This is a genomic window from Sphingobium sp. Z007, assembly GCF_900013425.1.
Classification (GTDB): domain Bacteria; phylum Pseudomonadota; class Alphaproteobacteria; order Sphingomonadales; family Sphingomonadaceae; genus Sphingobium.
In genome coordinates this window covers 2,032,404-2,055,611 of record NZ_FBXK01000005.1, presented here as the reverse complement: position 1 = coordinate 2,055,611, position 23,208 = coordinate 2,032,404, and the positions used below count along the sequence as shown (strand labels likewise).

Genomic DNA, 23,208 nt, shown 5'->3' with positions numbered 1-23,208 from the left:
TCGCAGAATAGTGTTTAGCGGACGGTTAAGCAGTCCCGTGCCGGCTTGGCTAGAGGCGTCGGACGAGTTGCACCGCCACCGCGGCCCATGGCGGGTCGGTCAGCACCAATTGGCGGGCACCAGCGCCCAGCGGCAGCAGTTGCAGGCGGTCGCCTTCGCGTCCGATCAGCCGCCCGAACAGGAAACGGCCGGCGGGGCGAGGGAATAATATGTCGCGATTGAGCGCGGCCGAAAATTCGTCCGGGGCGATGCGGCGGCACCAGATCGCGTCGCCGCTGCGATAATCGCCAATGCTGGCGCTGACATGGACGCCGACCATCCCGTCGGAGGCGATCGGGGACGGGAAAGCAAGCGGCCGGGTCGGTGCGCGCGCGCCATCGGGACCGAGCAAGGCGGCGACGGGTATGTCGGCCTGCCCCGGCAGCGCCACCAGTTCGGCGGTCGTAACACCCAATGCCAGCGCGATCCGGTTGACCCATTTGACCGATACGGTGCGCGTGCCGGTTTCCAGCCGCCCGATCGTCTGGGCTGTTGTCGGTGGATCGCACAGCGCGCCGACCTGCTCCAGCGTAAGCCCCTTGGTCTTGCGAACCTCACGGATGCGGGTAATCATCTGCGCCTCAAAATAGAACCTATTTGGTTTTCTCTTTCCTACAAACTATCCCACATGGCAAGGCTTTCCGCATCGATTCCCGTCACGCAGGAGATGCAGATGGCCAAGACCCATGTCGAACACATGATCCAAGACCCTGAAGGCCGCACGCAGTCAGTGCTGGTGCATCTGGGCGAATCGCCGCTCGCCTGGTTGCATGCGCGGGGGCTGTTGAGCGAACGTCACTATCTGGCTGGCGACATGCTGCGGCGCGATTGGGAAAGGGCCGGGCTGGGCGCGCGGGTCACCATGCGCTGGGACGCTGCGCCGCGCAGTGGCAATGGCGGGCAAGGGCAGGGCGATCCCACAATGGCCCAGTTGTCGGCGCGGGCCCGGTTCGACGGGGCCATGCAGGCGGCCGGGCCGGGCCTTGCCGATATATTGTGGCGGGTGGCGTGCGCAGGTGAGGGACTCGTGGCCGCCGAAAAGGCCTTGGGTTGGCCCAGTCGAGCCGGAAAGCTGGTGTTGACCCTGGCGCTCGACCGAGTGGCCGGATGGTATCGGGTGTCCTGAGGCTGCGAACAGAGCCTGTAGTGATGGAGAGAGGGCCTTAGGCGATCATGCCAGCACCGAGCAACAGGAGCAGTTTTACGTCCATCGCATAGCCCTGCCTGCGCCAGATGGTGATCTGATCGGGCAGGGCGGCGAGGGGCACGCGATGGACATGGATATCCTCGTCATCCACCCCGCCGCCCTCGCCGGTCTTCGTTATACCGTATGCGCGGAACAGGGTGAAACTCTCCGACACCATGCCGGGCGAGCTATAAAATTGGCCAAGCGATTCGAGCCGGTTTGGGCGGAAGCCGGTTTCCTCCTCAAGCTCGCGTGCGGCCGCGATGCTGGCGTCTTCACCCTCCTCCTGATCGCCGACCAGGCCGGCGGGCAATTCGATGCAGCGTCGGCCCAGAGGCACGCGATATTGGTCGACCAACAGCACATGAGGGCCATCGTCCGCGTCATCGATCGCCAGGATGACAGCGGCGTGGATACCGCGCGCGCGCCCGACATATTCCCATTTCCCGCGCCTCTTGGCCGTAATGAAGCGCCCCGTCCACATCACTTCTGCCGGGGCGTCCCGGTCGGGGTCGGTCATAATTCGATCAGCCTGTCGGGCAGTTCGTTGATGTCATCGTCCTCGCGCGGGAAGTGCGCGGCCAGTACGACGCCCACCTGCCGCACCGCTTCGGCCAGTCCCTCGCCCGCTCTGCCGGCGCGGATGGCGTCGATCAGGGCGGCCATCGCCTCGCCCCAGGCTTCGGGCGCGACCTTTTCATTGATGGCGCGGTCGGCGACGATTTCGGCACGATGCTCGTCCAGCGACAGATAGATGAGAACGCCGGTGCGTCCGCGCGTGCGCGCTTCGGCGGCCGTGCGAAACAGCAGGATCGCACGGCGACGCACACGCCGCGCCTTGGTGGCGCGAGGAGTCACCAGCATCCGCAGCGGCATGATCGCCAGCAGATAGCGCATGATCAGGAATTTGAGGATGAGCAGGCCAAGCAGCCCGGTCAGCAGCTTCCAGTCGGCTAGTTCATGCTCCCAATCGAGGAGCAGCATCGATAGAAAGGCGCGCAATTGCGCGGGGAAGGCGGCCATCAGGGCCAGAGCGATGAACACCGCGGCTGCCGCCCAGCTTAGGCCGACATCATGATAGCTGTCGGATCGACGTGCGACGATAGTGACGATCTCGCCGGATGTGTGTGCTTCGGCATTCGCTACCGCGGTCGAAACAAGGTCATGGTCGGCTTTCGTGAGATGAAGCTGCATCACCAATCCCCCGATGCGCCACCGCCGCCGAAGCCGCCGCCGCCCGAAAAGCCGCCACCGCTATCGCCGCCGCCCCAACTTGATCCACCCCAGCCACTGCCGCCACCCGATCCCCATCCCGAACCGCCGGCGCCCGGACCCCAGAGGATGATGGGTGCGCTGCCCCCGCCGCGCCGGTAACGCTTGCCGCCGCGCGCGCGGGACAGGAGCGGCAGCGCGACGAAGAAGATGATGAACAACATGATCCAGAAGCCGATGATTGCGCCGCCGCCGTCATCCTGCTTGCGCACCGCCGCTTCCGCCGCCGCCGCGCGCGCCTTGGCTTCGTCGGGCGGCAGGGCGAGCAGGCCGGTAATCTGGTCGACGCCTGCATCGATGCCGCCCGCCATGTCGCCTGCCTTGAAGCGCGGCGCAATGGCGTTGCGCACGATCTGGGAGGAGAGGGCGTCGGTCAGCACGCCTTCCAGCCCATAGCCGACTTCTATCCGCACCTTCCGCTCGGCCGGTGCGATGATGAGCAACGCGCCGTTGCTGTCCTTGTCGCCGATGCCCCAGGCGCGGCCCAGCCGATAGCCATAGTCGGCGATGTCATAGCCTTGCAGGTCAGGAATCGTGGCCACCACCAGCGACCGGCCGCTGGCTTTCTTCTGCGCGATCAGCTTGGCGCTCAGCGCCTGTTCCTGCGCCGGGTCGAGCAGGTTCGCCGCATCGACCACGCCCTTGTCATCGAATTTGGGATAGCTCTGTGCCCACGCCGCCGGCGCGAGCGCCAGCAGCGTGAGAATCAGGAACAGGCGACGGAGCATCCGATCAGTTGCCGAAGTCGACCTTCGGCGCCTCCTCGGCGCCCGGCGTCGTCGCCTGGAACGGGGTCATGGGCTTCGCGCCATGGATCAGCTTGGCGCCGATTGCGTCAGGGAAGGTGCGGATGCGGGTATTATAGGCCTGCACCGCGCCATTATAGTCGCGGATGGCGACGGCGATTCGGTTTTCCGTGCCTTCGAGCTGCGACTGGAGTTGCAGGAAATTCTCGTTGGTCTTGAGATCGGGATAGGCCTCAACCGACGCGAGCAGGCGACCAAGGCCCTGGCTCAGTTGTGCCTGGGCAGCCTGGAACTGCGCGACCTTGGCAGGATCTGACAGATCATCGGCATTGACCTGGATCGAGGTCGCCTTGGCGCGGGCTTCGGTCACGGCCGTCAGCGTCGCCTGCTCCTGCTTGCCCGCCGCCTTCACCGTGGCGACGAGGTTGCCAGTCAGGTTGGAGCGGCGCTGATACTGCGCCTGGACATCGGCCCATTTGGCCTTCGCCTCTTCTTCGGCGGTCGGAACGCTGTTGATGCCGCAGGCGGAAAGGGCAAGCCCCCCGAACAATGGCAGTAGAATTTTAGAGAAGCGGCGCAGGAGCGTCATGGAACATCCTCGGCTTTTTGTTTCGCCTGTGGAAATAGGGCGTTGTCCTGAAAGGCGCAACGGGCCATCCTGAATTATCGTTAATAGGGCAAGGAGTTCCTCCATGGGGCTGATTTCCGAATTCAAGACATTCATCAATCGCGGCAACGTGATGGACCTGGCCGTCGGTGTCATCATCGGCGGCGCCTTTGCCACCATCACCAAATCGCTGACCGACGACCTCATCATGCCGGTGGTCGGCTATATCTTCGGCGGGGCGGACTTTTCCGGTTATTTCGTGCGCATGGGAGCGTTGCCGGCGGGCTTCAAAGGCAATCCAGAAAACTACGCAGACCTCAAGGCGGCGGGCGTGGCCATGTTCGGCTGGGGTCAGTTCCTGACCGTGCTTGTCAATTTCATCATACTTGCCTTCATCATCTTCCTGCTGGTCAAGGCGATGAACAGGCTGACTGCCAAGCCCGAACCGGCCCCAGCTGCGCCAGCGCCGACGCCCGAAGATATCATCTTGCTGCGCGAAATCCGGGATTCGCTTAAAAAATAATCGTTTTTGCGACGAAACGAGCCGCCAACGGGAACCATCGTGCGAGCGGCCGGTTGATCGGCGTCAGGGTTTCAGGTGGCGTCACACCATCTGTACCTGTGCCGAATGACGTCAGCCCATGGGGGCACTAACAGGAGAAAACGCCGTGAAAACTTTCGTCACCGTCATTGGCCTTGCCAGCCTTGTCGCCCTCGCCGCTTGCGATTCCGCCAAGGAAAACAAGGTTGAGAATGCATACGAGAATCAGGCGGACGCACTCGACAACCAGGCCGACAACATGGAAGCGATGGCCGACAATCTGAGCGGCAACGCTGAAAACGCGGCTGAAAATGCCGCCGACGCGCTGGAAAACAAGGCCGCAGCCACCCGTGAAGCGGGTGACAAGGCTGAGGACGCGGTCGAAAAGCAGCAGTAAGCCGCTTTCGCTACCCGACCCGATAAGGGCGTCGCGTCTAAGGCGCGGCGCCCTTTTTGCGTGTAATCCTTGCGCGTTTCGACGCGCCTTTAACGTCCCTTTAACCACACCCCGCCATGGTGCCCCTGCGCGCATCCGTGGGGCCCATAGGGAATGGACGAACTACTTCAGGAATTCATATCCGAGACCCGGGAAACGCTGGAGGCTCTCGCAGGCGAAGTGGTCGCCTGGGAAGCCGATCCATCGGATCGGGATCGGCTGGATGCCATCTTCCGCTTCTTCCACACGGTCAAGGGGAGCTGCGGCTTTCTGAACCTGCCGCGGTTCGAGCGGCTGAGCCACGCTGCCGAGGATGTGTTGTCTGAAATTCGCGCCGGGACGCGCGGCGCGGACTGCGCCACGGTCAGCGCGGTGCTAGGCATCATGGACCGGATCGGCGAACTGACCGAAGCGGTTGCGATCGGCGCGGCCCTGCCCAGTGAAAATGATGATTTTCTGATCGGTGCCCTGAGCGCCCAGCCTGCCGAGGCCGGCGAAGCTGGGGTGGGAACGGTTGCCGCCCCTGTTGCCGTTGCCCGCCAGGGTGGCGCGCAATCGGGGCCGCGGACCATCCGCCTGCCCCTCAGTCTGATCGACCAATTGATGAACGGCGTGTCGGACATGGTGCTGGCGCGCAATGAGTTGTCGCGCAAATTGCGCGAACGATCCGCCGATCCCGAACTCGACAATGTGTTCGAACGGCTATCGACCTGCGTGGCGGACATGCGCGACGTTATATCCAAGACGCGGATGCAGCGGGTGGACCGCCTGTTCGCCGCCATTCCGCGCATGGTGCGCGATCTGGGCCGCGACCTTGGCAAACGCATCGACCTGACGCTGGAGGGCGGCGACGTCGAAATGGACCGCGAAATGGTGGAGATGGTCGTCGATCCGCTCACCCATATCGTGCGCAACAGCATCGACCACGGTATCGAGACGCCGGAACAGCGGCGCGCCGCCGGCAAGCCCGAAGCGGGCCGACTGCGACTGGAAGCGCGCCAGTCGGGCAATCAGATCGTCATCGCGATCGCCGATGACGGTGCAGGCATCGACACGGCGCGTCTGGTGGACAAGGCCATCGCCGCAGGCCGCCTGACCCCGGATGCCGCCACGCGCCTTTCCGAAGAGGACAGGCTCGACCTTATTTTCCATCCTGGCCTTTCGACCGCCAATCAGGTGACCGCTATCTCTGGCCGCGGAGTCGGCATGGACGTTGTGCGCGCCAATGTGGAACGCATTGGCGGGGTGATCGCGCTCGACAACCATCCGGGTCAGGGTCTGTGCATCACGCTGCGCGTGCCATTGACGCTGACGATCATTCCGGGGCTCATCGTGCGGGCGGGCGGCCAGCACTTCGCGATCCCGCGTTCGGCGGTCGTCGAGATCCTGCACGACAATAACGAGACGCTCCAGGTCAGCGAAGTCGGCGGCGCGAAGATCGCAACGATTAGGGCAATCCGCCATTCGATGGTCGATCTGGAAGATCTGCTGGGCATGGAAAAACCGGTTCAGCGCGGCCCGCGCGCCATCATGGTCGTGCGATCGGCGACCGGCGTGCCCTTCGCCATGGGCGTTTCGGCAGTCGACAATCATGAGGAACTGGTGATTCGCCCGGCTTCGCCGCTGGTGATGGCGACGGGCATTTATGCCGGCATGACGCTGCCCGACAATGGCAAGCCTATGCTGTTGCTCGATGCGGCCGGTCTGGCCAAGGCGGCGCGCCTGCCCAACATCATCGATGATCGCGCGGCGCGGCAGCAGGATCAGGCCGCGGACGCGAAAGATGGGATCGAGATGGTCGCGGCGCTGCGCTTCGAGGAACTGTCGGGCGAACGCCGCCTGTTGAAATTATCCTTGATCGAACGGGTGGAAGATATCGACGCAAGCCTGTTTGGCCGATCGGGCGGTCGCGCCTTCGTGCGGCTTGACGGGCGGCTGGTGCCTGTTGCCAACGGGCTGTCGCAGATCGATCGCGCCAGGGTGTCGGCGCTGCGGCTGCGCGACGATCGGCGCGAAGCCTGTTATCCAGTGGCTGCGGTGCTTGACATCGTCCAGATGCCTGCCGTCCCCGACATGGTGGCGATGCATGGCATGTTGAGCGGTGTTGCGGTCGTCGACGGCGAGCATCTGGAGGTCATCAATCCCTTCGCGCTGTTCGCCGGACTGCCCGAAGAAATGTTGGTCGAACGGGCGCGGGGGCGGTGCCTGCTAGCCGACAGCGGCGATGGCTGGACGCGCGAGATATTGGCGCCTTTGCTGCGGCAGGCCGGCCATGACGTGGTGCTGGGATTGCCCGGCGATTGCGCGGTCGATCCCGAAGACGTGGTGTTGTGCACGGAAGCGGATGCCGCGCAGGCGGCGGAGATCATGGGATGCCGTGTCGTGCATCTGCGCGCCTCGCCTCGTCCCAACGGACCGCAGGACGGCAGCATTTATCGCTATGACCAGGATGCGCTGATGGCGGCGATCGCCGGTCGGCGGGGATAAGGAACACGGCATGGATCAGCTTTATCTTCTGGCGACGCTGGCCGACACGCGGATCGCGGTCGAAACCGGTGAGGTCGAGGCGGTTGTCCGCCTGACCGACATATCCCCGGTGCCGGGCATGGGCATCCACGTGGCCGGCCTGTCCGCGCTGCGCAGCCGGGTGCTCACCATCATTGATGTTGCTGCGCTGATCCACGGCCGGGCCACCCCGGCGGAGCGACGCGGCCTTGCCATCATCGCCAATATCAGCGGCCATAGCTATGGCCTGATGGTGGACGGCGTGTCCGACATCTGCCGCGTGCCGGAAGGGGAACTGCCGTTGCGCGGTCAACTCGATCCGGCCTGGGCACCCTACGCCCGCGCCTTGGTCGAACATGACGGACATCCCTGGCTGCTGGTGTCGCTGGCCGCGTTTATCGAGGGTGGGGCGCTCGCCCAGGCGGCGTGAAATATACCCGGCTTGTTTACTAAATACTTGGCTTTGTCGGTTAAGCCCGCAGCAACGGGACGCAAAAACCTAAGGGACGCTTCATGAAGAATTGCCTGGTCGTCGACGATTCAAAGGTCATCCGCAAGGTTGCCCGCCATATTCTCGAATCGCTGGACCTGACCGTCAGCGAGGCGGTGGATGGGCAGGACGCGCTGACCAAATGCGAAGCCTGTCCGCCTGACGTGGTGCTGCTCGATTGGAACATGCCGATCATGAGCGGGATGGAATTCCTCCAGGCGCTCTCCACCGCAAAGATGGCGGCCCGGCCCAAGATTATATTCTGCACCACGGAAAACGGCATCAGCCATATCAAGGCGGCGGTCGAAGCCGGTGCCGACGAATATGTCATGAAGCCGTTCGATCGGGAGACATTGGAAAGCAAGCTCGCGATTGTGGGCGTGATCTAGCGGCCGCCCGTTGATCCAGGAGTGCCCGATTTCCATCTGATTAGTCCGCGCAGAAAGCCCATGATGAACGCGATCATGCCGATATCGTCCAATCGCACCCACCAACAACGCGCCGTTCGCACGTTGGTTGTCGATGATTCGGTCGTCGTGCGAACAGTGATCGCGCGCATCCTCAATGGCGATTCGGGCTACAGCGTCGTCCATAAGACCAGCAGCGCAGAACATGCGCTGGGCTATCTGGCCGAACATGCGGTCGACCTGGTGCTGCTCGACATTGAATTGCCTGGCCAGAGCGGCCTTGCCGCGTTGCCCCAGATCCTGCGGGCCAATCCGACCGTCAAGGTCGCGATCCTGTCGGGCAAATGCGAGGAAGGCAGCGCTGCCGCGATAGAGGCGCTGGCGCTCGGCGCCAGCGACATCGTATCCAAGCCCGGCAGCGGCAGCTTTGGCGATCAATTTCCCCAGGCGTTGATCGATCGATTGAACCGGCTGTTCGGCGATCGAGCGGAGGCGCCGCCTTTGCCGCGCCTCGCCGGCCCGCCGTCGATTACCCCGGCATCGGCGCCGCTCGCCTGCATCGGCATCGGCGCATCGACCGGTGGTATCCATGCATTGAGCCAGTTGTTCCAGGGATTGGTCGCGCCGCTGGGCGTGCCGCTGCTTTTGACCCAGCACCTGCCTGCCAGTTTCACCGTCTATTTCGCCCAGCAATTGTCGCGCATGACCAGCTTGCGGGTGAAGGTCGCGGAGACCGGCGATCTGCTAATGCCCGATGTCGTTTATGTTGCACCGGGCGACGCCAATATCCAGCTGCGGCGCGGCTTGCATGGCCGGGCCATCATTATCCTTAATCCTGAGCGCACGCCGGCTGGCAACCTGCCGGGCGTCGATCCGATGTTCGCCAGCATGGCGGAGGTGTATGGCGCCGGCGCGGCCGGCATCGTCCTGACCGGCATGGGACGCGACGGTACGCTGGGCGCGCGTGAGATCGTCGCGGCTGGCGGCTGGATCGTCGCCCAGGACGAAACGAGCAGCGTGGTGTGGGGCATGCCGGGATCAGTTGCCGGGGCGGGCCTTACCTGCGGCGTGATGGAGCCGCTGGCGATGATGCATTTCGTGGCACGACGCGGGAAGGTCAACGCCTGATGCCGCTGCCACCAACAGGAGCCGCCATTTTCCAGGGCGCCGCACGCATATTGTCCGGGTTGTTGGAAGCGCGAACCGGGCAGATATTGTCGGAAGGCCGGGCATGGCGGATGGAAACCGCCCTGCGGCCGGTTCTACGCACGCACGGACTAAAGGATATAGACGACCTCGCCGCCATGCTGCTGCGCAAGCGCGACCCGCGCTTGGATGAGGATGTCGTCAATGCGCTGCTTAACAATGAAAGCAGCTTCTTTCGCGACCTCCAGATTTTCGACATGATCCATCGCCAGATCCTGCCGCGCATCCAGGAAGATCGGCACGATCGCACATTGCGTATCTGGAGCGCGGGCTGTTCGACCGGGCAAGAGGCTTATTCGCTGGCGATCCGCCTGCGCAACGATATGGCACGCTGGCAGGGATGGCGCATCGAGATATTGGCGACCGATATTTCCACGGCCGCGATCGAACAGGCGCGTGCCGGCATCTTTTCGCAGATGGACGTGCAACGCGGTCTGGCCGTCGGCGACCTCATCAAATGGTTTGAACCGCATGGCGAGGATTGGCGCGCCAGCCCCGATCTGCGCCGGATGATCGATTTTCGACATGACAATCTGTTTGATCCGCGCGCGCCATCGGGCGAATATGACCTGCTGCTCTGCCGCAACGTCTTGCTCTACTTCACGCCGGAGCGGCGTGGGGACGTGCTGCGCCTGCTGGCCCGACACAGCCATGCCGGGTCGGTGCTGCTGCTGGGCGCGGGGGAAACCGTGATTGGTCAGAGTGACGATTTCCTGTCCCATCCCGAATTTCGCGGCGGCTATGCCCGTAAGGCTGTGGCGCCAAATTGTGCCGGTGGGCCGATGCGCCGGACCGCGTAAAGCGGCTTCGCCAGGATTAAGCCTGCTTGATTGCCGGGCCGGTCTCGGTCATTGTCCGGTCAAGGCCGCCAGAGAGGCGGGTCGGAAGGGTGCGATGATCGAGCAGCTGCAAGCGACTGGCCTTTCCCGATGACAGACATGCCGATGATCGAAACGCCGTCGCCCAATTTCGACGAGCGCGGCCTGCCCATCTCGATGCTGGTGCTGCACTATACCGGCATGCCCGATGCGGCGAGCGCCATCAACTGGCTGGCCAATTCCGAATCGAAGGTGTCGGCCCATTATGTCGTGACCGAGGATGGGCAGATTATCCGCATGGTCGATGAAGCCAAGCGCGCCTGGCATGCGGGTCGGTCGCACTGGCGCGGAGTTGACGACGTCAATTCGGCCAGCATCGGCATAGAGATTGTCAATCCAGGACATGAATGGGGCTATCGGCCTTTCCCCGAAACGCAGATGGGATCGCTGATCCCGCTGGTCCATCAAATCGTTCAGCGCCACCGCATCACCCGCGGCAATATCGTCGGCCACAGCGACATCGCGCCTGCGCGCAAGCAGGATCCGGGCGAGCTTTTCCCTTGGGGCCAGCTTGCGCGCCTGCGCCTGGCCCTGCCGCGGCCCACCAAGAATCTGATGGACCCGCATTGGACTGATGGCGGGTTCATGCTGGCGCTCGAACGCTTTGGCTATGACATTACCGATCCGCAGGCGGCGGTGGTCGCCTTTCAGCGCCGCTTCCGGCCGGAGCGCATCGATGGGGTGATTTGCGGCGAATGTCGTGCGATCCTGCTGGCGCTGTTGCTGCCTAAGCCCAGGGGCGATGAATAAGGGCGTGACGGTCCGCGATAAGGACGCTAGGGACCGTTCCGCCAGAGGGCCGGGCGGCCGCGGCGTGGCGGGTAACTGTCACGGCGAGGAAAGTCCGGGCTCCACGAAATAACGGTGCCGGTTAACGACCGGCTGGAGTGATCCAAGGGACAGTGCAACAGAAAGCAGGTCGCCCAAGGCTTCGGCCCTAAGACTTTGGTCGGGTGAAATTGAAAGGGTGCGGTAAGAGCGCACCGCGTCTGCGGCAACGCAAGGCGGCACGGTAAACCCCACCGGGAGCAAGACCGAATAGGGGCGGCGCGCGGCTTTGACCGCTAGGCCTGTTTCGGCCGAGACCGCCCGGGTTGGTTGCTTGAGGAACGGAGCAATCCGTTCCCTAGAGGAATGGTCGCCTATCCTTGGAAACAGGGTGGACAGAACCCGGCTTACAGGCCCTCTGGCATTTTCCTGTCCAAAATCCGCAGGCGGGGTGGCATTTTCCCGGCATAGTCCCTAATTCGGCGAAATGGCACGACACAGCCGATCCAATGACTGGGGCTTTCCGCGATGGCGTGCCTATGGCGCGGCGCGCGAAGCGCAGCGCGTGCGCATGTGCGATCGCTTCGGTTGCGACAAGCCGGGCGATTGCCCCGCGCCCAAATCGCCCAACAGCCCCGAAAGATGGTATTTCTGCGCTGACCATGCCGGCGAATATAATCGGAACTGGGACTATTTTCAGGGGCTGGACGAGGAAGAGCGCGCTTCCCGTGAAAAGGCTGAGCGGCGGGATGCGGGTGGTTACCAGTCCAGCGCCTATCATAGTTGGGGCGGACCGGGTGATGGCAGCCGATCGCGCGATGAGATGCATGCGCTCAAGGCGCTGGAACTGGAAGACGACGCCGGTTTCGAGGACGTGAAGAAGAGCTGGCGCCGGCTCGCCAAGGAATATCATCCTGACGTCAAGCCTAACGACAGCGATGCTGCGGTACGGTTCCAGGCGATCCAAGCCGCTTATGAGGTGCTGCGCGCGGCCGAGGAGCGGCGGACATGGAAGCCGCGGGGAGCGACGTATTGAAAGATCAGGTCCGGTCCAACTGGTCCAATGTGGTGCTGGTTTGCCGAAAATGTTCGAAAAAGCTGGACGGCGGTTTCGGCCCTGGTGGCGGTGAGCGACTGGCCAAGGCGCTGCGCAAGCATTTGTCATTAAAGACAGGGCGCAAGGCGGCTGCAGGCGTGGTTGAGGTCAACTGCCTGGGCATATGCCCCAAGGGCGCCGTAACGGTGGTAGATGGTGCAGCAAGCCGCGAATGGTTGTTGGTACGACCGGGTGTCGATCTGGACGAACTGGCAGAAACTCTGGGTTTGCACGCGCCCGAACATCTTTAACATTTTCCTTACCAATTCCTCCTAATCGGGTGGAATGAAGCTGGTTGTCCCCTATCGCCGCGTCCTGCCCTTGGCGGGGCAATGCGGCCTGATTATGTTTGGTCTTTTGGGGCTATATGCTGTTCCGCCTACGAGCGGCAGGATGATTCTGCTGCCATTGACCGATGGGGCCAGGAATGTGCTTGCGTCCGTTGCCATCGCCAATGGTGCCCGGCTGGTCGCTAAAGGCCCCTGGGCAGGCTCCTTACTGGTCGAAGGCAGGCGGGACGAACTGGCCCCTGCGCTACTGCGTCGCGGAATAGTCGCCTTGTCGACGCAAATGAGCGGTTGCGGAGCATCGGCTTGATGAGCGCGATGACTAGCCTGGATCGGCTGCGGCTACAGGGTTTGCGCATCCTCCTGTTCGTTAACTGGATCTGGACCGTTGCGATCGGCCTTGCGGGCCTGTTGCTGGGGGCGGAGCATAGCGGCCGCGCCCTGTTCCTGTCCGCTCTGGTCAACACGCTGCCGACGATCCGCGTAATGCGCGAGCGGCGAGACCTCGAAGCGCGTCTTGCCATGGGCACGTTGGCTGCGGTGCAACCGGCGATCGGACTATATCTGCTGTCTGGTCATGGCTGGCAGATGGACGGCCATATGTTCTTCTTCGTGGCGTTGGCGGGGTTGGCGCTGCTCTACGACTGGCGGCCGATCCTGCTGGCGGCATCGCTGACGGCGGCTCATCATCTCGTGCTCAGCTTTATTCTGCCGACTTGGGTCTTTCCAGATAATGCCAACATCGGTCGGGTCGCGATCCACGGCATCGCCGTCGTGTTGCAGGCGGCCGTCCTTTGTTACCTGACTATTCGGTTACGCGCGATGCTGCTGGCTCTCGACGGACACATGGCGCAAGCCGGGGAACTTGCCCAGCAAGCCGAAAAAGGGCGTCATGCCGCGGAAGCGGCGATGACGGCGAGCAGCGAGATGGAGACCCGCGCTGCGCGCCTACGCGAACAGCAAGAGGCGGAGAAGGCCCGCATGGCGGCTGAACGACGAGCGGCCACGATGATGCTGGTCGGCGATTTCCGCCATTCGGTGGCGGAAATCGTAGGCGCGGTTGGGGCTGCCGCTCAGGAACTCGACGATTCGGCCCGCCAACTCAATCAATTGGCCCAGCGTGCGAGCGAAGGCACCGAGGAGACGGTGGCGATCGCCGAACAATCCTCCACCAATGCGGCCATGCTGGCCAGGAGGATCGACCAATTGTCGGAATCGATCACCGCGATCGCGTCGGCGTCGCAACAGCAGGCGATGCTTGGCGGCCAGGCGCAGCGCGTATCGACCATGGGGCATCAGGCCGTGCATGATCTGGAAGGGCGCACGACCTCGATCACCAGCTTTGCCGACTCCATCACCGATATCGCCGCGCGCACCAATCTCCTCGCGCTAAACGCCACGATCGAAGCCGCGCGCGCCGGGGAGGTCGGCCGCGGTTTCGCGGTGGTGGCGGGCGAGGTCAAGCAATTGGCGGGGCAGGCGGCCAACGCGACCGGCGAAATTCACGCTTTGGCCTGGTCAGCCCGGCAGGGGGCCGGCGTCGCACGCGAGGCGCTATCCGAAGTCGCAGGCGCTGTCGAACAACTGGCGGAAGCGGCCGACGCCATCCAGCGGGCGGTTGTCGATCAGCGCGATGCGACCAGCGCCATCGGTGAATCGGCAAGAGATACCGCGCAGGATGCCGCCATCATGACGCGGCAAATGGAAGGAGTGGCCGATGTGGCGCGCGACACCGAAAGCCTGTCGGGTCGCGTTTCGAGCGCCGCATCGAGCTTGTCGCGAACGGCCCAAGCCTTGCAGCGAGCAGCGGAACAATTTGTAGCGCAGTTGGAAGCCGCCTGAACAGGCCGCTGCGGGCAAGCACGGCATAAAATGAGGGGACCGGTCCATGCGACCGGTCCCCTCTTCAATATCAGCCCGGCTGGTCGGCGCGGCTGGCGCCCTTGCCGTCCAGGTTCAGCGCGGCGAAATCCCAGTTGATCGCTTCCTTGAGGATGCGGTCGGCATAGCTGGGGCGCAAGTTGCGATAGTCGATATAATAGGCATGTTCCCACACATCGACGATCAGCAGCGGCGCATGGCCTTCATGCGCGACAGGTGTGTCGGCGTCATGATAGCTGGTCACTTCCAGCTTGCCGTCCTTGAGGACCAGCGCGGCCCAGCCGCTGGCGAAATGGCCCACGGCTTCGGCTTTCAGCTTTTCGATCAGCGCATCGACCGAACCGAAGGCTTCTTCGATCTTGGTCAGGAGTTCGCCGGTCGGCGCGGTCTTGGTCGGCGACAGCGACTGCCAGTAGAATGTGTGGTTCCAGATCTGGCCGACCTGGTTGAACAGGCCGCCCTTGGCCGACTTGATCAGTTCGACCAGCGACTTGCCCTGAAGGCTGGCGTCGGCGGCGATCAGTTCATTGGCCTTCACGACATAGGCATTGTGATGCTTGCCATGGTGGAAATCGAAGGTTTCGACGGACAGGATGTCGCCAAAAGCATCCTTGGCATAGGGCAGGTCGGGCAGAACAAAAGCCATGGCGGAACTCCTCGGGTTCGTTATGGGGCGGCCGCACGCGGGTCGGAGCGGCCGATTGGTCATATGGTCCATGCGGGGCGTGGACGCCTCCGCCGCTTCCCATATGCTCCCCCAACGCCCAAGAAAACAGATATGTGCCTATTGCGAAACGATCGCAGAAATAAGCGCTTATCCCTGCGGCGGGGTGGTTTCGCCGACCTCGTCGCTGTCCAGGCTGTCGCCCAGCACCAGGCCGTGGCGCATCAGCATCGGGATGTTGGCGGCGGCGAATATGACCGATACGATGGTCACACCCCATACCTTGACCGCAAGCCAACTGTCGAAACTCATCGACCGGCGCATCACCTCGTTCGCGATCGCCATGGCCACGAAGAAGAGCGCCCAGTTGCGCGACAGCTTCATCCATCCGGTTTCGCTCAGGCCATCATAGGCGGCCTGGAGAAGATATTTGAGCAACGGCTTGCCGCGCAACAGGCCCGCGAACAGCATCAGCGCGAAGAAGCTGTAGATGATCGTGGGCTTCAACTGGATGAAGCTCTGATCGTGGAAATAGATGGTGAGGCCGCCGAAAAACAGGATCAGCAACGCCGACAGCCACAGCATCGGCGACACGCGGCCCAGCTTTATTTTGGAGATGATGACCGCGATCACGATCGCCGCCATGAAGGCGGCCGTGCCGAAGGTCATGGCGGTGATGGGATTGCCCGCCCCCAGGAACCAGCCGGCACCCTTGTAGGTCAGGAAGAAGACCAGCAACGGCCCGAAATCGAGCGCCAGGCTAAGCGTGCCGCCATGGGCAGGCTTTGCTACGGGCTTGGCGTCAGCGGGCATAGGCCGTCCCCGCAATGGCGCGGGCCATGTCGCCGGGATCGAAGGGGCGCAGATCCTCGATCCTCTCCCCCACGCCGATGGCGTGGATAGGCAGGCGGAATTTCTCCGCCGCCGCGACCAGAACGCCGCCGCGCGCGGTGCCGTCGAGCTTGGTCATGACCAGCCCCGTGACCTGCGCCGTTTCCTTGAAGACTTCGATCTGGTTCAACGCATTTTGTCCCGTGGTGGCATCCAGAACCAGCACAACGTCGTGCGGGGCGGCCGGGTTCAATCGGCCCAGCACGCGGCGCACCTTCGCTAGTTCGTCCATCAACTCGGTCTTGTTCTGCAGGCGCCCGGCCGTGTCCACGATCAGCACGTCGATGCCGGTTTCCGTCGCCTGCTTGACGGCGTCGAACACGATGCCTGCCGCGTCGCCGCCTTCCTTGCCCGCGACGATAGGGATGCCCAGCCGCTCCGCCCAAACCTTGAGCTGGCCGATGGCCGCCGCGCGGAAGGTGTCGCCCGCCGCCAGCATGACGCCATAATCCTGCTCCAGGAAATTATGGGCGAGCTTGGCGATGGTGGTGGTCTTGCCCGATCCGTTGACGCCGATGACTAGGATCACCTGCGGCCGCGGAAAGGCTTCGATCTCCAACGGGCGGGCAACCGGGGCGAGCACCTTCTCGATCTCCTCCGCGATGATCTCGCGCAGATATTCCTCGGTCAGTTCCTTGTTGAAGCGCCCTTCGGCCAGCCGTTCGCGCACGCGCGCGGCCATGGCTGGGCCAAGATCGGACAGGATCAGCGCTTCCTCAATCTCGTCAAGGGTCTGCGTATCCAGGGCCGCCTTGGAAAAAAGGCCGGTGAGATTGTCGCCGAGCTTGTCGGACGTGCGCTTCAATCCGCCAAAGAGGCGGTCGCGCCAGCTGGTGCCGGTGTCTGTCATTGCTGCGCCTCTTGCGCGATCAGCGCGCCATTCTCAAGCGCCGTGATGGGGACGGAGACGATGGAGGAGGGGGGCTGGGTCGATGCGAAGCGTACTGGCGCGAAATTTTCGGCGTGGCCGGTGAGGCCGTTGCGTTCGACCAGCACTGACTGGGTCGTGCCGATCAGGCTGCGGAGCCAGGTATCGCGCCGGGCGGCGCAGGCGTCGCGCAACCGGGCGGCGCGGACCTTGACCGTCGCGCGATCGACCTGCGGCATCCGTGCGGCGGGCGTGCCGACGCGGGGCGAATAGGGGAAGATATGGCCGTGGACGATGTCGCATTCATCGATGAGCGCCAAGCTGTTTTCGAACATCGAGTCATCCTCGGTCGGGAAGCCGGCGATGATGTCTGCGCCGATGCTGATGTCAGGGCGGGCGGCCTTGAGCCGTTCCACGACAGCAATGGCGTCTGCGCGGCTGTGGCGGCGCTTCATGCGCTTGAGGATCATGTCGTCGCCAGCCTGGAGCGAGAGGTGCAGGTGCGGCATCATGCGCGGATCATGGGCGATGAGGTCGAACAGCCGATCGTCGATTTCCACGCTGTCGATCGAGGACAGGCGCAGGCGGGGCAAGTCGGGCACGCCATTCAGGATGCGTTCGATCAGCAGGCCGAGCGACTGGTTGCCGGGCAGGTCGGGGCCGTAGCTGGTGACATCGACGCCCGTCAGCACGATTTCCCGATAGCCCGCATCGACCAGTTGCTTCGCCTTGTCGACCACTGCGCCTGCGGGCACGGAGCGGCTGTTCCCACGCCCATAGGGTATGATGCAGAAGGTGCAGCGATGGTCGCAGCCATTTTGCACCTCCAGAAAGGCGCGGGCATGATCGGCGAAGGCGGATGCCATATGCGGCGCGGTGTCGCGCACCGTCATGATATCGGAGACGCGGACTTTTTCTGCCACTGGCGCGAAAGAGGCCGCCTCCATCTTCTCCCGATTGCCGATCACGCCATCGACTTCGGCCATGGCGGCGAATGTTTGGGGTTCGGTCTGGGCGGCGCAGCCGGTGACGAGGATGCGGGCGTCGGGCCGTTCGCGGCGCGCGCGGCGGATCGCCTGGCGGGTCTGGCGCACGGCTTCTGCCGTCACCGCGCAACTGTTGAAGACGATCAGATTGTCCTGGTCGTTCGCCATGGCACGAATCGCCTCGCTCTCCGCGATATTGAGGCGGCAGCCCATGGTGATGATTTCGGGTCCGCTCATCAGAAACGGTCCCAGTCAGCCTCGCCGTCGAAGACATGGGTGGCGGGACCGGTCATGCGGATCGTGCCGCCCGGCGTCCAGTCGATGACGAGATCGCCGCCCGGCAGGCTGACCGTCACCGGTCCCGCCACCAGCTTGCGGCGGATGGCGGCGACGGCGGTGGCGCAGGCGCCGGTGCCGCAGGCGCGCGTCAGCCCCGCGCCGCGTTCCCACACGACCAGGCGGATATGATTGTCATCAATGACCTGCGCAAAATTAACGTTCACGCGCGCCGGGAACAGCGGATCATGCTCGATCAGCGGGCCGAGATGGTCGAAGTTCACACCGTCCAGATCGTCCACGAAGAAGATGACATGGGGGTTGCCGACATTGACTGCGGCGGGGGCGGGCAGGTCTTCCCAGCTGGCACCCATGGTCAGCGTGTCCATGGGCCAGGCGAGCGGGATCGCGTCCCAATCGAAGCGGGGTGCGCCCATATCGACGCTGGCGCCGCCATCGACCGCCTTAGCGTCGAGCAGGCCCGCTTTGGTGCGGATCAGCACGTCGCGGCCGACGAACAGGGGCACGCAGCGGGTTGCGTTGCCGCAGGCTTCGACTTCGCTGCCGTCGGCATTGAAAATCTGCATCGACACATCCGCGTCGGGGGCGTTGCTGATCAGGATGAGTTGGTCGCAGCCGATCCCGGCATGGCGATCGGCGATGGCGCGGGCGCGCGCTTCCGTCATATCGATCGCGTTTTCGCGCGCGTCGATCACGACAAAGTCGTTGCCCAGGCCATGCATTTTGGAAAAGCGTCCCATGCGCGGCCATGTAGTGGGGGTGAAGGGAAAAGGCGAGTCGGAGGTTATTCTGCTGCCTTGAATAATATGCTAAGTCCTCTCACCAGAGGGATGGGATTCCCGTTCTCGTCCATGGTGATCTCTACAGGCATCGCTTTAGCCTGCTCACAGGCAACTTTGGCGAGTTTTATCTCTTTAGGATTGCTTGGACCTGGCTTGCACGCGACCATCTGTCCTGCTGCATCCAATCTGGTGATAAGCCGAACAGTTTTTTCGCGCGTGCCGTCAGGCAATTTCTGGACTGTCAATTCCATGTTGGGCTGGGGCGGCGGGGGCTTTCTACTTCTGATTGGTCCAGAGCGACCGGGCAAAATCCATGTCAGATGCCCGTCAAAGAAATTATAGCTTCGCTGACCGGCTTCATCGATTGCCGGTTTGAACTTCGAATGGGCTGCGATGATCTCGCACGTGCCTTTATCGAGGTCTGACGAGCCGCTAGATTCCGTTATTCCGCATTGAGCAACTCGGCCTATTGGTCCAATCAGCAATCGGAACCCGACTGTGCCCTCCTCGCGCCTTCGAAGTGCACCGGAGGGATAATCACGGTCGGAGGTCCACGTCGCGGGGGAATTAGCCGGGGCAGCGAATGCTAACGCGCTAGCCAAGAGAAGTCCTGAAACCATATTGCTCGATCCCTCTTACGCCGCCGTCGCCCGCTTCTGCCCGTAGAGAAAATACACCAGCAACCCAATCCCATTCCACGCGAAGCAGGCCATGATCGTCTGCATCGGCAGGCTGATGAAGAGATAGGCGCAGCCGCCGATCGCGCCCAGGCCCACGAACCAGGCTGCGGGCGTGCGGAAGGGGCGGCGCAGGTCCGGGCTGCGGCGGCGCAGGACGAGCAGGCACCAGCCGACCGCGGTGAAGGCGATCAGCGTGCCGGCATTGGCCAGTGCCGCGATCTCGTCGATCGGCAGCAGACCGGCGATCACGGCCACCAGCGCAGCGGTGACGGCGGTGATGCGCGCAGGCGTGCCGCGCTTCGATATCTTCGCCAGGCTCTGCGGCAGGAAGCCGTCGCGCGCCATCACCAGGAAGATGCGGCTCTGGCCGTAGAGGAAGCCGAGCAGGACGGTGGGCAAGGCGATGACAGCGGCAATGCCGACGATGCGGGCGACGCCGCCCTGGCCCATTTCGCGCAGGATCAGCGCCAGCGGCTCGGGACTGTCGGCAAAGCGGGTGAAGGGCAGCGCGCCGATCGCGGCGGCGGCGACCAGCACATAGATAAGGGTGCAGACGACCAGCGACCCGACGATGCCGATGGCCAGATCCCGGTCCGGGTTCTTCGCTTCCTCCGCCGCCGTTGAAATGGCGTCGAAGCCGTAAAAGGCAAAGAAGATGATCGCGGCCGCCGCCATGACCCCGCGTTCGACCCCGTCCGGTCCCATATGCTTGGCGAAGCCGAAGGGCATGAAGGGCTGCAAATTCGGCGCGTCGAAGGCGGGCAGGGCGAACCAGACGAACAGGCTCAAGGTTGCAATCTTGATGAGCACCAGCACGCTGTTGAGGCGCGCGCTTTCGCGCGTGCCGAGCATCAGCAGGCCTGCGACCACGGCGATGATGAAGATGGCGGGCAGGTTGATGAGGCCACCCAGTTCCGGCCCCTGCGTCAGGCTGACTGGAAAGCCTATCGCGGTGAGCAGCGGCGCGGCATAGCCAGACCAGCCGACCGCCACGGTCGATACGACCAGGCTATATTCCAAGATCAGGCTCCATCCCACGATCCAGGCGATGCCTTCGCCCAATGCGACATAGCTGTAGCTATAGGCGCTGCCGGCCGCGGGCATCATGGTTGAGAGTTCGGCGTAGGCTAGCGCGGCGCAGGCGCAGATCGCGCCCGCTATGGCGAAGGAGAGCAGCACCGCGGGTCCGGCCCTGTCCGCGCCGACGCCGATCAGGGTCAGGATGCCCGTTCCCACGATCGCGCCGACGCCAAGCGCGAGCAGATGCGGCCAGGACAGGGTGCGCGCCAGTTGATGGCCCGCGTCCTGCGGCGTCATCGCGCTCATCGGCTTACGGCGTGTCCAGCTCATCGTGTGGCTTCCCTTGTTATCTGTTTTATCGGCGTCGGCCGGCAACTGTCTTTTCTTAGGATCGCCCCGCTGGAAAGGCAAAGTGAGATGCCAGCCTGCGCTGGCATGATGGATGAAGATGGCCCGACTTGCGATTATCGCGAGGCTGCGCTAAGGGCGCTGCTGCAATCGAGCGGTTTACCGTTCGGTCCCTGACTTATCCATTGAGCGCGCGGCCGGAAACGGGATGCATTGAGGCGCTTTGTATGGACGCTGGTTGGCGAGGTTTCGCCCACCGGCGATTTTGTCGTTTTGCAGGGAAGCAGGATTTTCCGGGCCTTTGCGGCCCAAATGAGGTGATGATGTTCGATTCGCTGAGCGATCGTCTGAGTGGGGTATTCGACAAACTGCGTGGGCGCGGCGCGCTTACGGAGGACGATGTCCGCGCCGCGATGCGTGAGGTGCGAATCGCGCTGCTGGAAGCCGATGTCGCTTTGCCGGTCGTGCGCCAGTTCGTCGACCAGGCCACCGAACGGGCGGTCGGCAGCGACGTGCTGCGATCGGTCACGCCGGGGCAGATGGTCGTCAAGATCGTCTCGGACACGTTGACCGAAACGCTGGGTTCCGAAGCGTCGGACCTGCTGATCGATGTGACCCCGCCCGCCGTCATCATGATGGTCGGCCTGCAGGGGTCGGGCAAGACCACCACGACCGCCAAGATCGCCAAGCGCCTGAAGGAAAAAGAGCGCAAGAAAGTGCTGATGGCGTCGCTCGATGTCCAGCGCCCGGCCGCGCAGGAACAGTTGGCGGTGCTGGGCACGCAGATCGACGTCGCGACCCTGCCGATCGTGGCGGGACAGCAGCCGGTCGATATCGCCAAGCGCGCTCTCCAGTCGGCCAAGCTCCAGGGCTTCGACGTGGTGATGCTCGACACCGCCGGTCGTCTGCATGTCGATCAGGCGTTGATGGACGAGATGAAGGCGGTCGCCGACGCTTCCAATCCTGCCGAAATCCTGCTGGTGGTCGATTCGCTGACTGGCCAGGACGCGGTCAATGTCGCGACGAACTTCTCGACGCAGGTGCCGCTGACCGGCGTGGTGCTGACCCGGATGGACGGCGATGCGCGCGGTGGCGCGGCGCTGTCGATGCGCGCCGTTACCGGTCGTCCGATCAAGTTTGCCGGCACCGGCGAAAAGCTCGATGCGCTTGAGCTGTTCCATCCGCAACGCGTCGCGCAGCGCATCCTGGGCATGGGCGACGTCGTCAGCCTGGTCGAGCGCGCCGCCGAGACGATTGACGCGGAAGAAGCCGACAAGCTGGCCAAGAAGATGGCCAAGGGTCAGTTCGACATGAACGACCTGCGCAGCCAGTTGAACCAGATGCGCCGCATGGGCGGCCTGGGCGCGCTGGCGGGCATGTTGCCGGGCCTCAAAAAGGCGCAGCAGGCGATGGCCAATAGCGGCGCGAACGACAAGACGCTGGTGCATCTGGACGCTCTGATCGGCTCCATGACGCCCAAGGAGCGGGAGAAGCCCGCCCTCATCAACGCCAAGCGCAAGATCCGCATCGCCAAGGGTGCCGGGCGGACCGTGCAGGACGTCAACCGCCTCCTGAAAATGCATCAGGAAATGGAAGGCGCGATGAAGAAGATCCGCAAGATGGGCGGCCTGAAAGGCCTGGCCAAGATGTTCGCCGGCGGTGGTGGTATGGGCGGATTGGGCGGCGTTGGCGGGCCGGATGGCGGGGCTGGCGGTCCCGATCTGTCAGGGCTGGGCGGATTGGGCGGTTCGATGCCCAAATTACCGCCGGGCTTTCATAATTTCATGAAGAAATAAGCAGTTTCAACAGATTATATTAGAGTAGAAAGGCAAGTTCCATGGCAACCTCCATTCGTCTGTCGCGCGGCGGCTCCAAGAAGCGTCCCTATTATCGCATCGTCGTGGCCGACAGCCGCGCCCCGCGTGACGGCAAGTTCATCGAGCGCATCGGCAGCTACAACCCCGTCCTGCCCAAGGGCGACGAAAAGCGCGTCGTTCTGGACACCGAGCGTGCGAAGCATTGGGTTGCCGCCGGCGCCCAGCCGACCGACCGCGTCGCCCGCTTCCTGGACGCCGCCGGCGTGAAGGAGCGCAAGGTGCGCAACAACCCGAATAAGGCGGAGCCGGGCCAGAAGGCCAAGGATCGCGCTGAAGACCGCGCCACCAAGGCTGCCGAAGCCGCGGAAGCCGCCGAAGCCGCCAAGGCTGCTGCCGAAGAAGCCGCCAAGGCTCCGGTGGAAGAAGCGCCTGCTGCCGAAGAGGCCGCGCCTGCTGAAGAAGCCGCCGCTCCCGCCGAGGAAGCCGCTGCTGAAAAGACCGAGGGCTGAA

General features: G+C 63.5%; 26 protein-coding genes, 1 other RNA gene and 1 pseudogene. 15 read left to right on the top strand and 13 right to left on the bottom strand.

The window, feature by feature from the left end:
- Window positions 1–49: 49 nt before the first annotated feature.
- Entirely contained in the window at window positions 50–613 is a 564-nt protein-coding gene (locus CEQ44_RS17990) for a helix-turn-helix domain-containing protein (protein ID WP_088183163.1), read from the bottom strand.
- Window positions 614–712: 99 nt separating this feature from the next.
- Here CEQ44_RS17990 and CEQ44_RS17985 point away from each other — a divergent pair, with 99 nt between their 5' ends.
- Window positions 713–1,165: a DUF6456 domain-containing protein gene (locus CEQ44_RS17985; protein ID WP_088183184.1), complete on the top strand. Its 453-nt coding sequence runs from the start codon at window positions 713–715 to the stop codon at window positions 1,163–1,165.
- Between the two features lie 37 nt (window positions 1,166–1,202).
- Here the strand turns inward: CEQ44_RS17985 and CEQ44_RS17980 are convergent, their stop codons facing one another.
- From CEQ44_RS17980 to CEQ44_RS17965, 4 genes are read right to left on the bottom strand one after another with little or no spacing between them, the layout of a single operon-like run.
- Entirely contained in the window at window positions 1,203–1,745 is a 543-nt protein-coding gene (locus CEQ44_RS17980; RefSeq protein ID WP_088183162.1) for an NUDIX hydrolase, read from the bottom strand.
- A complete protein-coding gene (locus CEQ44_RS17975) occupies window positions 1,742–2,419 on the bottom strand; it encodes a TPM domain-containing protein (RefSeq protein WP_088183161.1) in 678 nt (225 codons plus the stop codon). The genes CEQ44_RS17980 and CEQ44_RS17975 overlap by 4 nt, the downstream gene beginning before the upstream one ends.
- Window positions 2,419–3,225, bottom strand: a complete 807-nt coding sequence (locus CEQ44_RS17970; RefSeq protein WP_088183160.1) for a YgcG family protein — start codon at window positions 3,223–3,225, stop codon at window positions 2,419–2,421. The genes CEQ44_RS17975 and CEQ44_RS17970 overlap by 1 nt, the downstream gene beginning before the upstream one ends.
- Before the next feature lie 4 nt (window positions 3,226–3,229).
- On the bottom strand, window positions 3,230–3,832 hold the full coding sequence (locus CEQ44_RS17965) for a LemA family protein (RefSeq protein WP_088183159.1): 603 nt from the start codon (window positions 3,830–3,832) through the stop codon (window positions 3,230–3,232).
- Window positions 3,833–3,935: 103 nt separating this feature from the next.
- Between CEQ44_RS17965 and mscL the strand changes: the two genes are divergently transcribed.
- The 12 genes from mscL to CEQ44_RS17900 all read left to right on the top strand — a co-directional run bounded on the left by mscL (window position 3,936) and on the right by CEQ44_RS17900 (window position 14,306).
- Window positions 3,936–4,373 (top strand): large conductance mechanosensitive channel protein MscL, encoded by a 438-nt coding sequence (mscL, locus tag CEQ44_RS17960; protein ID WP_088183158.1) that lies wholly within the window; start codon window positions 3,936–3,938, stop codon window positions 4,371–4,373.
- A 145-nt stretch (window positions 4,374–4,518) separates the two neighbouring features.
- On the top strand, window positions 4,519–4,788 hold the full coding sequence (locus CEQ44_RS17955) for a hypothetical protein (protein WP_088183157.1): 270 nt from the start codon (window positions 4,519–4,521) through the stop codon (window positions 4,786–4,788).
- A 153-nt stretch (window positions 4,789–4,941) separates the two neighbouring features.
- Entirely contained in the window at window positions 4,942–7,314 is a 2,373-nt protein-coding gene (locus CEQ44_RS17950; RefSeq protein ID WP_088183156.1) for a chemotaxis protein CheA, read from the top strand.
- 10 nt (window positions 7,315–7,324) lie between these two features.
- Window positions 7,325–7,762, top strand: coding sequence for a chemotaxis protein CheW (locus CEQ44_RS17945; RefSeq protein WP_088183155.1), 438 nt, complete (start codon window positions 7,325–7,327; stop codon window positions 7,760–7,762).
- Between the two features lie 83 nt (window positions 7,763–7,845).
- Complete coding sequence (locus CEQ44_RS17940) at window positions 7,846–8,211, top strand: response regulator (protein ID WP_088183154.1); 366 nt, start codon at window positions 7,846–7,848, stop codon at window positions 8,209–8,211.
- A gap of 63 nt (window positions 8,212–8,274) precedes the next feature.
- Entirely contained in the window at window positions 8,275–9,357 is a 1,083-nt protein-coding gene (locus tag CEQ44_RS17935; RefSeq protein WP_088183183.1) for a chemotaxis protein CheB, read from the top strand.
- Window positions 9,357–10,235: a protein-glutamate O-methyltransferase CheR gene (locus tag CEQ44_RS17930; protein WP_088183153.1), complete on the top strand. Its 879-nt coding sequence runs from the start codon at window positions 9,357–9,359 to the stop codon at window positions 10,233–10,235. The genes CEQ44_RS17935 and CEQ44_RS17930 overlap by 1 nt, the downstream gene beginning before the upstream one ends.
- A 129-nt stretch (window positions 10,236–10,364) precedes the next feature.
- The gene (locus CEQ44_RS17925; RefSeq protein ID WP_088183152.1) at window positions 10,365–11,063 is read left to right on the top strand and encodes an N-acetylmuramoyl-L-alanine amidase; all 699 of its coding nucleotides are present in this window, start codon (window positions 10,365–10,367) and stop codon (window positions 11,061–11,063) included.
- Window positions 11,064–11,104: 41 nt separating this feature from the next.
- Window positions 11,105–11,507, top strand: an RNA gene (rnpB, locus tag CEQ44_RS17920) — RNase P RNA component class A.
- A 61-nt stretch (window positions 11,508–11,568) separates the two neighbouring features.
- Window positions 11,569–12,117: a J domain-containing protein gene (locus CEQ44_RS17915; RefSeq protein WP_088183151.1), complete on the top strand. Its 549-nt coding sequence runs from the start codon at window positions 11,569–11,571 to the stop codon at window positions 12,115–12,117.
- A complete protein-coding gene (locus tag CEQ44_RS17910) occupies window positions 12,090–12,428 on the top strand; it encodes a hypothetical protein (RefSeq protein ID WP_088183150.1) in 339 nt (112 codons plus the stop codon). The genes CEQ44_RS17915 and CEQ44_RS17910 overlap by 28 nt, the downstream gene beginning before the upstream one ends.
- Before the next feature lie 345 nt (window positions 12,429–12,773).
- Window positions 12,774–14,306: a methyl-accepting chemotaxis protein gene (locus CEQ44_RS17900; protein ID WP_088183149.1), complete on the top strand. Its 1,533-nt coding sequence runs from the start codon at window positions 12,774–12,776 to the stop codon at window positions 14,304–14,306.
- Between the two features lie 70 nt (window positions 14,307–14,376).
- Here the strand turns inward: CEQ44_RS17900 and CEQ44_RS17895 are convergent, their stop codons facing one another.
- The 8 genes and pseudogenes from CEQ44_RS17895 to CEQ44_RS17865 form a co-directional block, all read right to left on the bottom strand.
- Window positions 14,377–14,991, bottom strand: a complete 615-nt coding sequence (locus CEQ44_RS17895; RefSeq protein ID WP_088183148.1) for a superoxide dismutase — start codon at window positions 14,989–14,991, stop codon at window positions 14,377–14,379.
- Window positions 14,992–15,159: 168 nt separating this feature from the next.
- A complete protein-coding gene (ispZ, locus tag CEQ44_RS17890; protein ID WP_088183147.1) occupies window positions 15,160–15,822 on the bottom strand; it encodes a septation protein IspZ in 663 nt (220 codons plus the stop codon).
- Window positions 15,812–16,750, bottom strand: a complete 939-nt coding sequence (gene ftsY / locus CEQ44_RS17885; protein ID WP_088183146.1) for a signal recognition particle-docking protein FtsY — start codon at window positions 16,748–16,750, stop codon at window positions 15,812–15,814. The genes ispZ and ftsY overlap by 11 nt, the downstream gene beginning before the upstream one ends.
- The gene (gene mtaB / locus CEQ44_RS17880; RefSeq protein ID WP_088183145.1) at window positions 16,747–17,991 is read right to left on the bottom strand and encodes a tRNA (N(6)-L-threonylcarbamoyladenosine(37)-C(2))-methylthiotransferase MtaB; all 1,245 of its coding nucleotides are present in this window, start codon (window positions 17,989–17,991) and stop codon (window positions 16,747–16,749) included. Before mtaB ends, ftsY begins: the two co-directional genes overlap by 4 nt.
- Window positions 17,991–18,791 (bottom strand): diaminopimelate epimerase, encoded by an 801-nt coding sequence (dapF, locus tag CEQ44_RS17875; protein WP_088183144.1) that lies wholly within the window; start codon window positions 18,789–18,791, stop codon window positions 17,991–17,993. Before dapF ends, mtaB begins: the two co-directional genes overlap by 1 nt.
- A 44-nt stretch (window positions 18,792–18,835) precedes the next feature.
- The gene (locus CEQ44_RS25145; protein WP_254913974.1) at window positions 18,836–19,084 is read right to left on the bottom strand and encodes a hypothetical protein; all 249 of its coding nucleotides are present in this window, start codon (window positions 19,082–19,084) and stop codon (window positions 18,836–18,838) included.
- Between the two features lie 108 nt (window positions 19,085–19,192).
- Window positions 19,193–19,453, bottom strand: a pseudogene (locus CEQ44_RS25405) (energy transducer TonB); the annotation flags it as partial.
- Between the two features lie 15 nt (window positions 19,454–19,468).
- Window positions 19,469–20,863, bottom strand: coding sequence for an amino acid permease (locus CEQ44_RS17865; RefSeq protein WP_088183181.1), 1,395 nt, complete (start codon window positions 20,861–20,863; stop codon window positions 19,469–19,471).
- Window positions 20,864–21,201: 338 nt separating this feature from the next.
- Here CEQ44_RS17865 and ffh point away from each other — a divergent pair, with 338 nt between their 5' ends.
- Both ffh and rpsP read left to right on the top strand, forming a co-directional pair.
- Complete coding sequence (ffh, locus tag CEQ44_RS17860) at window positions 21,202–22,677, top strand: signal recognition particle protein (protein ID WP_088183142.1); 1,476 nt, start codon at window positions 21,202–21,204, stop codon at window positions 22,675–22,677.
- Between the two features lie 41 nt (window positions 22,678–22,718).
- A complete protein-coding gene (gene rpsP, locus CEQ44_RS17855) occupies window positions 22,719–23,207 on the top strand; it encodes a 30S ribosomal protein S16 (RefSeq protein ID WP_088183141.1) in 489 nt (162 codons plus the stop codon).
- Window position 23,208: the final 1 nt, after the last annotated feature.

Excerpts from the sequence above, each read along its gene's own strand:
- CEQ44_RS17990 (WP_088183163.1), bottom strand. The coding sequence starts at position 613 with ATGATTACCCGCATCCGTGAGGTTCGCAAGACCAAGGGGCTTACGCTG.
- CEQ44_RS17985 (WP_088183184.1), top strand. The coding sequence starts at position 713 with ATGGCCAAGACCCATGTCGAACACATGATCCAAGACCCTGAAGGCCGC.
- CEQ44_RS17980 (WP_088183162.1), bottom strand. The coding sequence starts at position 1,745 with ATGACCGACCCCGACCGGGACGCCCCGGCAGAAGTGATGTGGACGGGG.
- CEQ44_RS17975 (WP_088183161.1), bottom strand. The coding sequence starts at position 2,419 with ATGCAGCTTCATCTCACGAAAGCCGACCATGACCTTGTTTCGACCGCG.
- CEQ44_RS17970 (WP_088183160.1), bottom strand. The coding sequence starts at position 3,225 with ATGCTCCGTCGCCTGTTCCTGATTCTCACGCTGCTGGCGCTCGCGCCG.
- CEQ44_RS17965 (WP_088183159.1), bottom strand. The coding sequence starts at position 3,832 with ATGACGCTCCTGCGCCGCTTCTCTAAAATTCTACTGCCATTGTTCGGG.
- mscL (WP_088183158.1), top strand. The coding sequence starts at position 3,936 with ATGGGGCTGATTTCCGAATTCAAGACATTCATCAATCGCGGCAACGTG.
- CEQ44_RS17950 (WP_088183156.1), top strand. The coding sequence starts at position 4,942 with ATGGACGAACTACTTCAGGAATTCATATCCGAGACCCGGGAAACGCTG.
- CEQ44_RS17945 (WP_088183155.1), top strand. The coding sequence starts at position 7,325 with ATGGATCAGCTTTATCTTCTGGCGACGCTGGCCGACACGCGGATCGCG.
- CEQ44_RS17940 (WP_088183154.1), top strand. The coding sequence starts at position 7,846 with ATGAAGAATTGCCTGGTCGTCGACGATTCAAAGGTCATCCGCAAGGTT.
- CEQ44_RS17935 (WP_088183183.1), top strand. The coding sequence starts at position 8,275 with ATGAACGCGATCATGCCGATATCGTCCAATCGCACCCACCAACAACGC.
- CEQ44_RS17930 (WP_088183153.1), top strand. The coding sequence starts at position 9,357 with ATGCCGCTGCCACCAACAGGAGCCGCCATTTTCCAGGGCGCCGCACGC.
- CEQ44_RS17925 (WP_088183152.1), top strand. The coding sequence starts at position 10,365 with ATGACAGACATGCCGATGATCGAAACGCCGTCGCCCAATTTCGACGAG.
- CEQ44_RS17915 (WP_088183151.1), top strand. The coding sequence starts at position 11,569 with ATGGCACGACACAGCCGATCCAATGACTGGGGCTTTCCGCGATGGCGT.
- CEQ44_RS17910 (WP_088183150.1), top strand. The coding sequence starts at position 12,090 with ATGGAAGCCGCGGGGAGCGACGTATTGAAAGATCAGGTCCGGTCCAAC.
- CEQ44_RS17900 (WP_088183149.1), top strand. The coding sequence starts at position 12,774 with ATGAGCGCGATGACTAGCCTGGATCGGCTGCGGCTACAGGGTTTGCGC.
- CEQ44_RS17895 (WP_088183148.1), bottom strand. The coding sequence starts at position 14,991 with ATGGCTTTTGTTCTGCCCGACCTGCCCTATGCCAAGGATGCTTTTGGC.
- ispZ (WP_088183147.1), bottom strand. The coding sequence starts at position 15,822 with ATGCCCGCTGACGCCAAGCCCGTAGCAAAGCCTGCCCATGGCGGCACG.
- ftsY (WP_088183146.1), bottom strand. The coding sequence starts at position 16,750 with ATGACAGACACCGGCACCAGCTGGCGCGACCGCCTCTTTGGCGGATTG.
- mtaB (WP_088183145.1), bottom strand. The coding sequence starts at position 17,991 with ATGAGCGGACCCGAAATCATCACCATGGGCTGCCGCCTCAATATCGCG.
- dapF (WP_088183144.1), bottom strand. The coding sequence starts at position 18,791 with ATGGGACGCTTTTCCAAAATGCATGGCCTGGGCAACGACTTTGTCGTG.
- CEQ44_RS25145 (WP_254913974.1), bottom strand. The coding sequence starts at position 19,084 with ATGGAATTGACAGTCCAGAAATTGCCTGACGGCACGCGCGAAAAAACT.
- CEQ44_RS17865 (WP_088183181.1), bottom strand. The coding sequence starts at position 20,863 with ATGAGCTGGACACGCCGTAAGCCGATGAGCGCGATGACGCCGCAGGAC.
- ffh (WP_088183142.1), top strand. The coding sequence starts at position 21,202 with ATGATGTTCGATTCGCTGAGCGATCGTCTGAGTGGGGTATTCGACAAA.
- rpsP (WP_088183141.1), top strand. The coding sequence starts at position 22,719 with ATGGCAACCTCCATTCGTCTGTCGCGCGGCGGCTCCAAGAAGCGTCCC.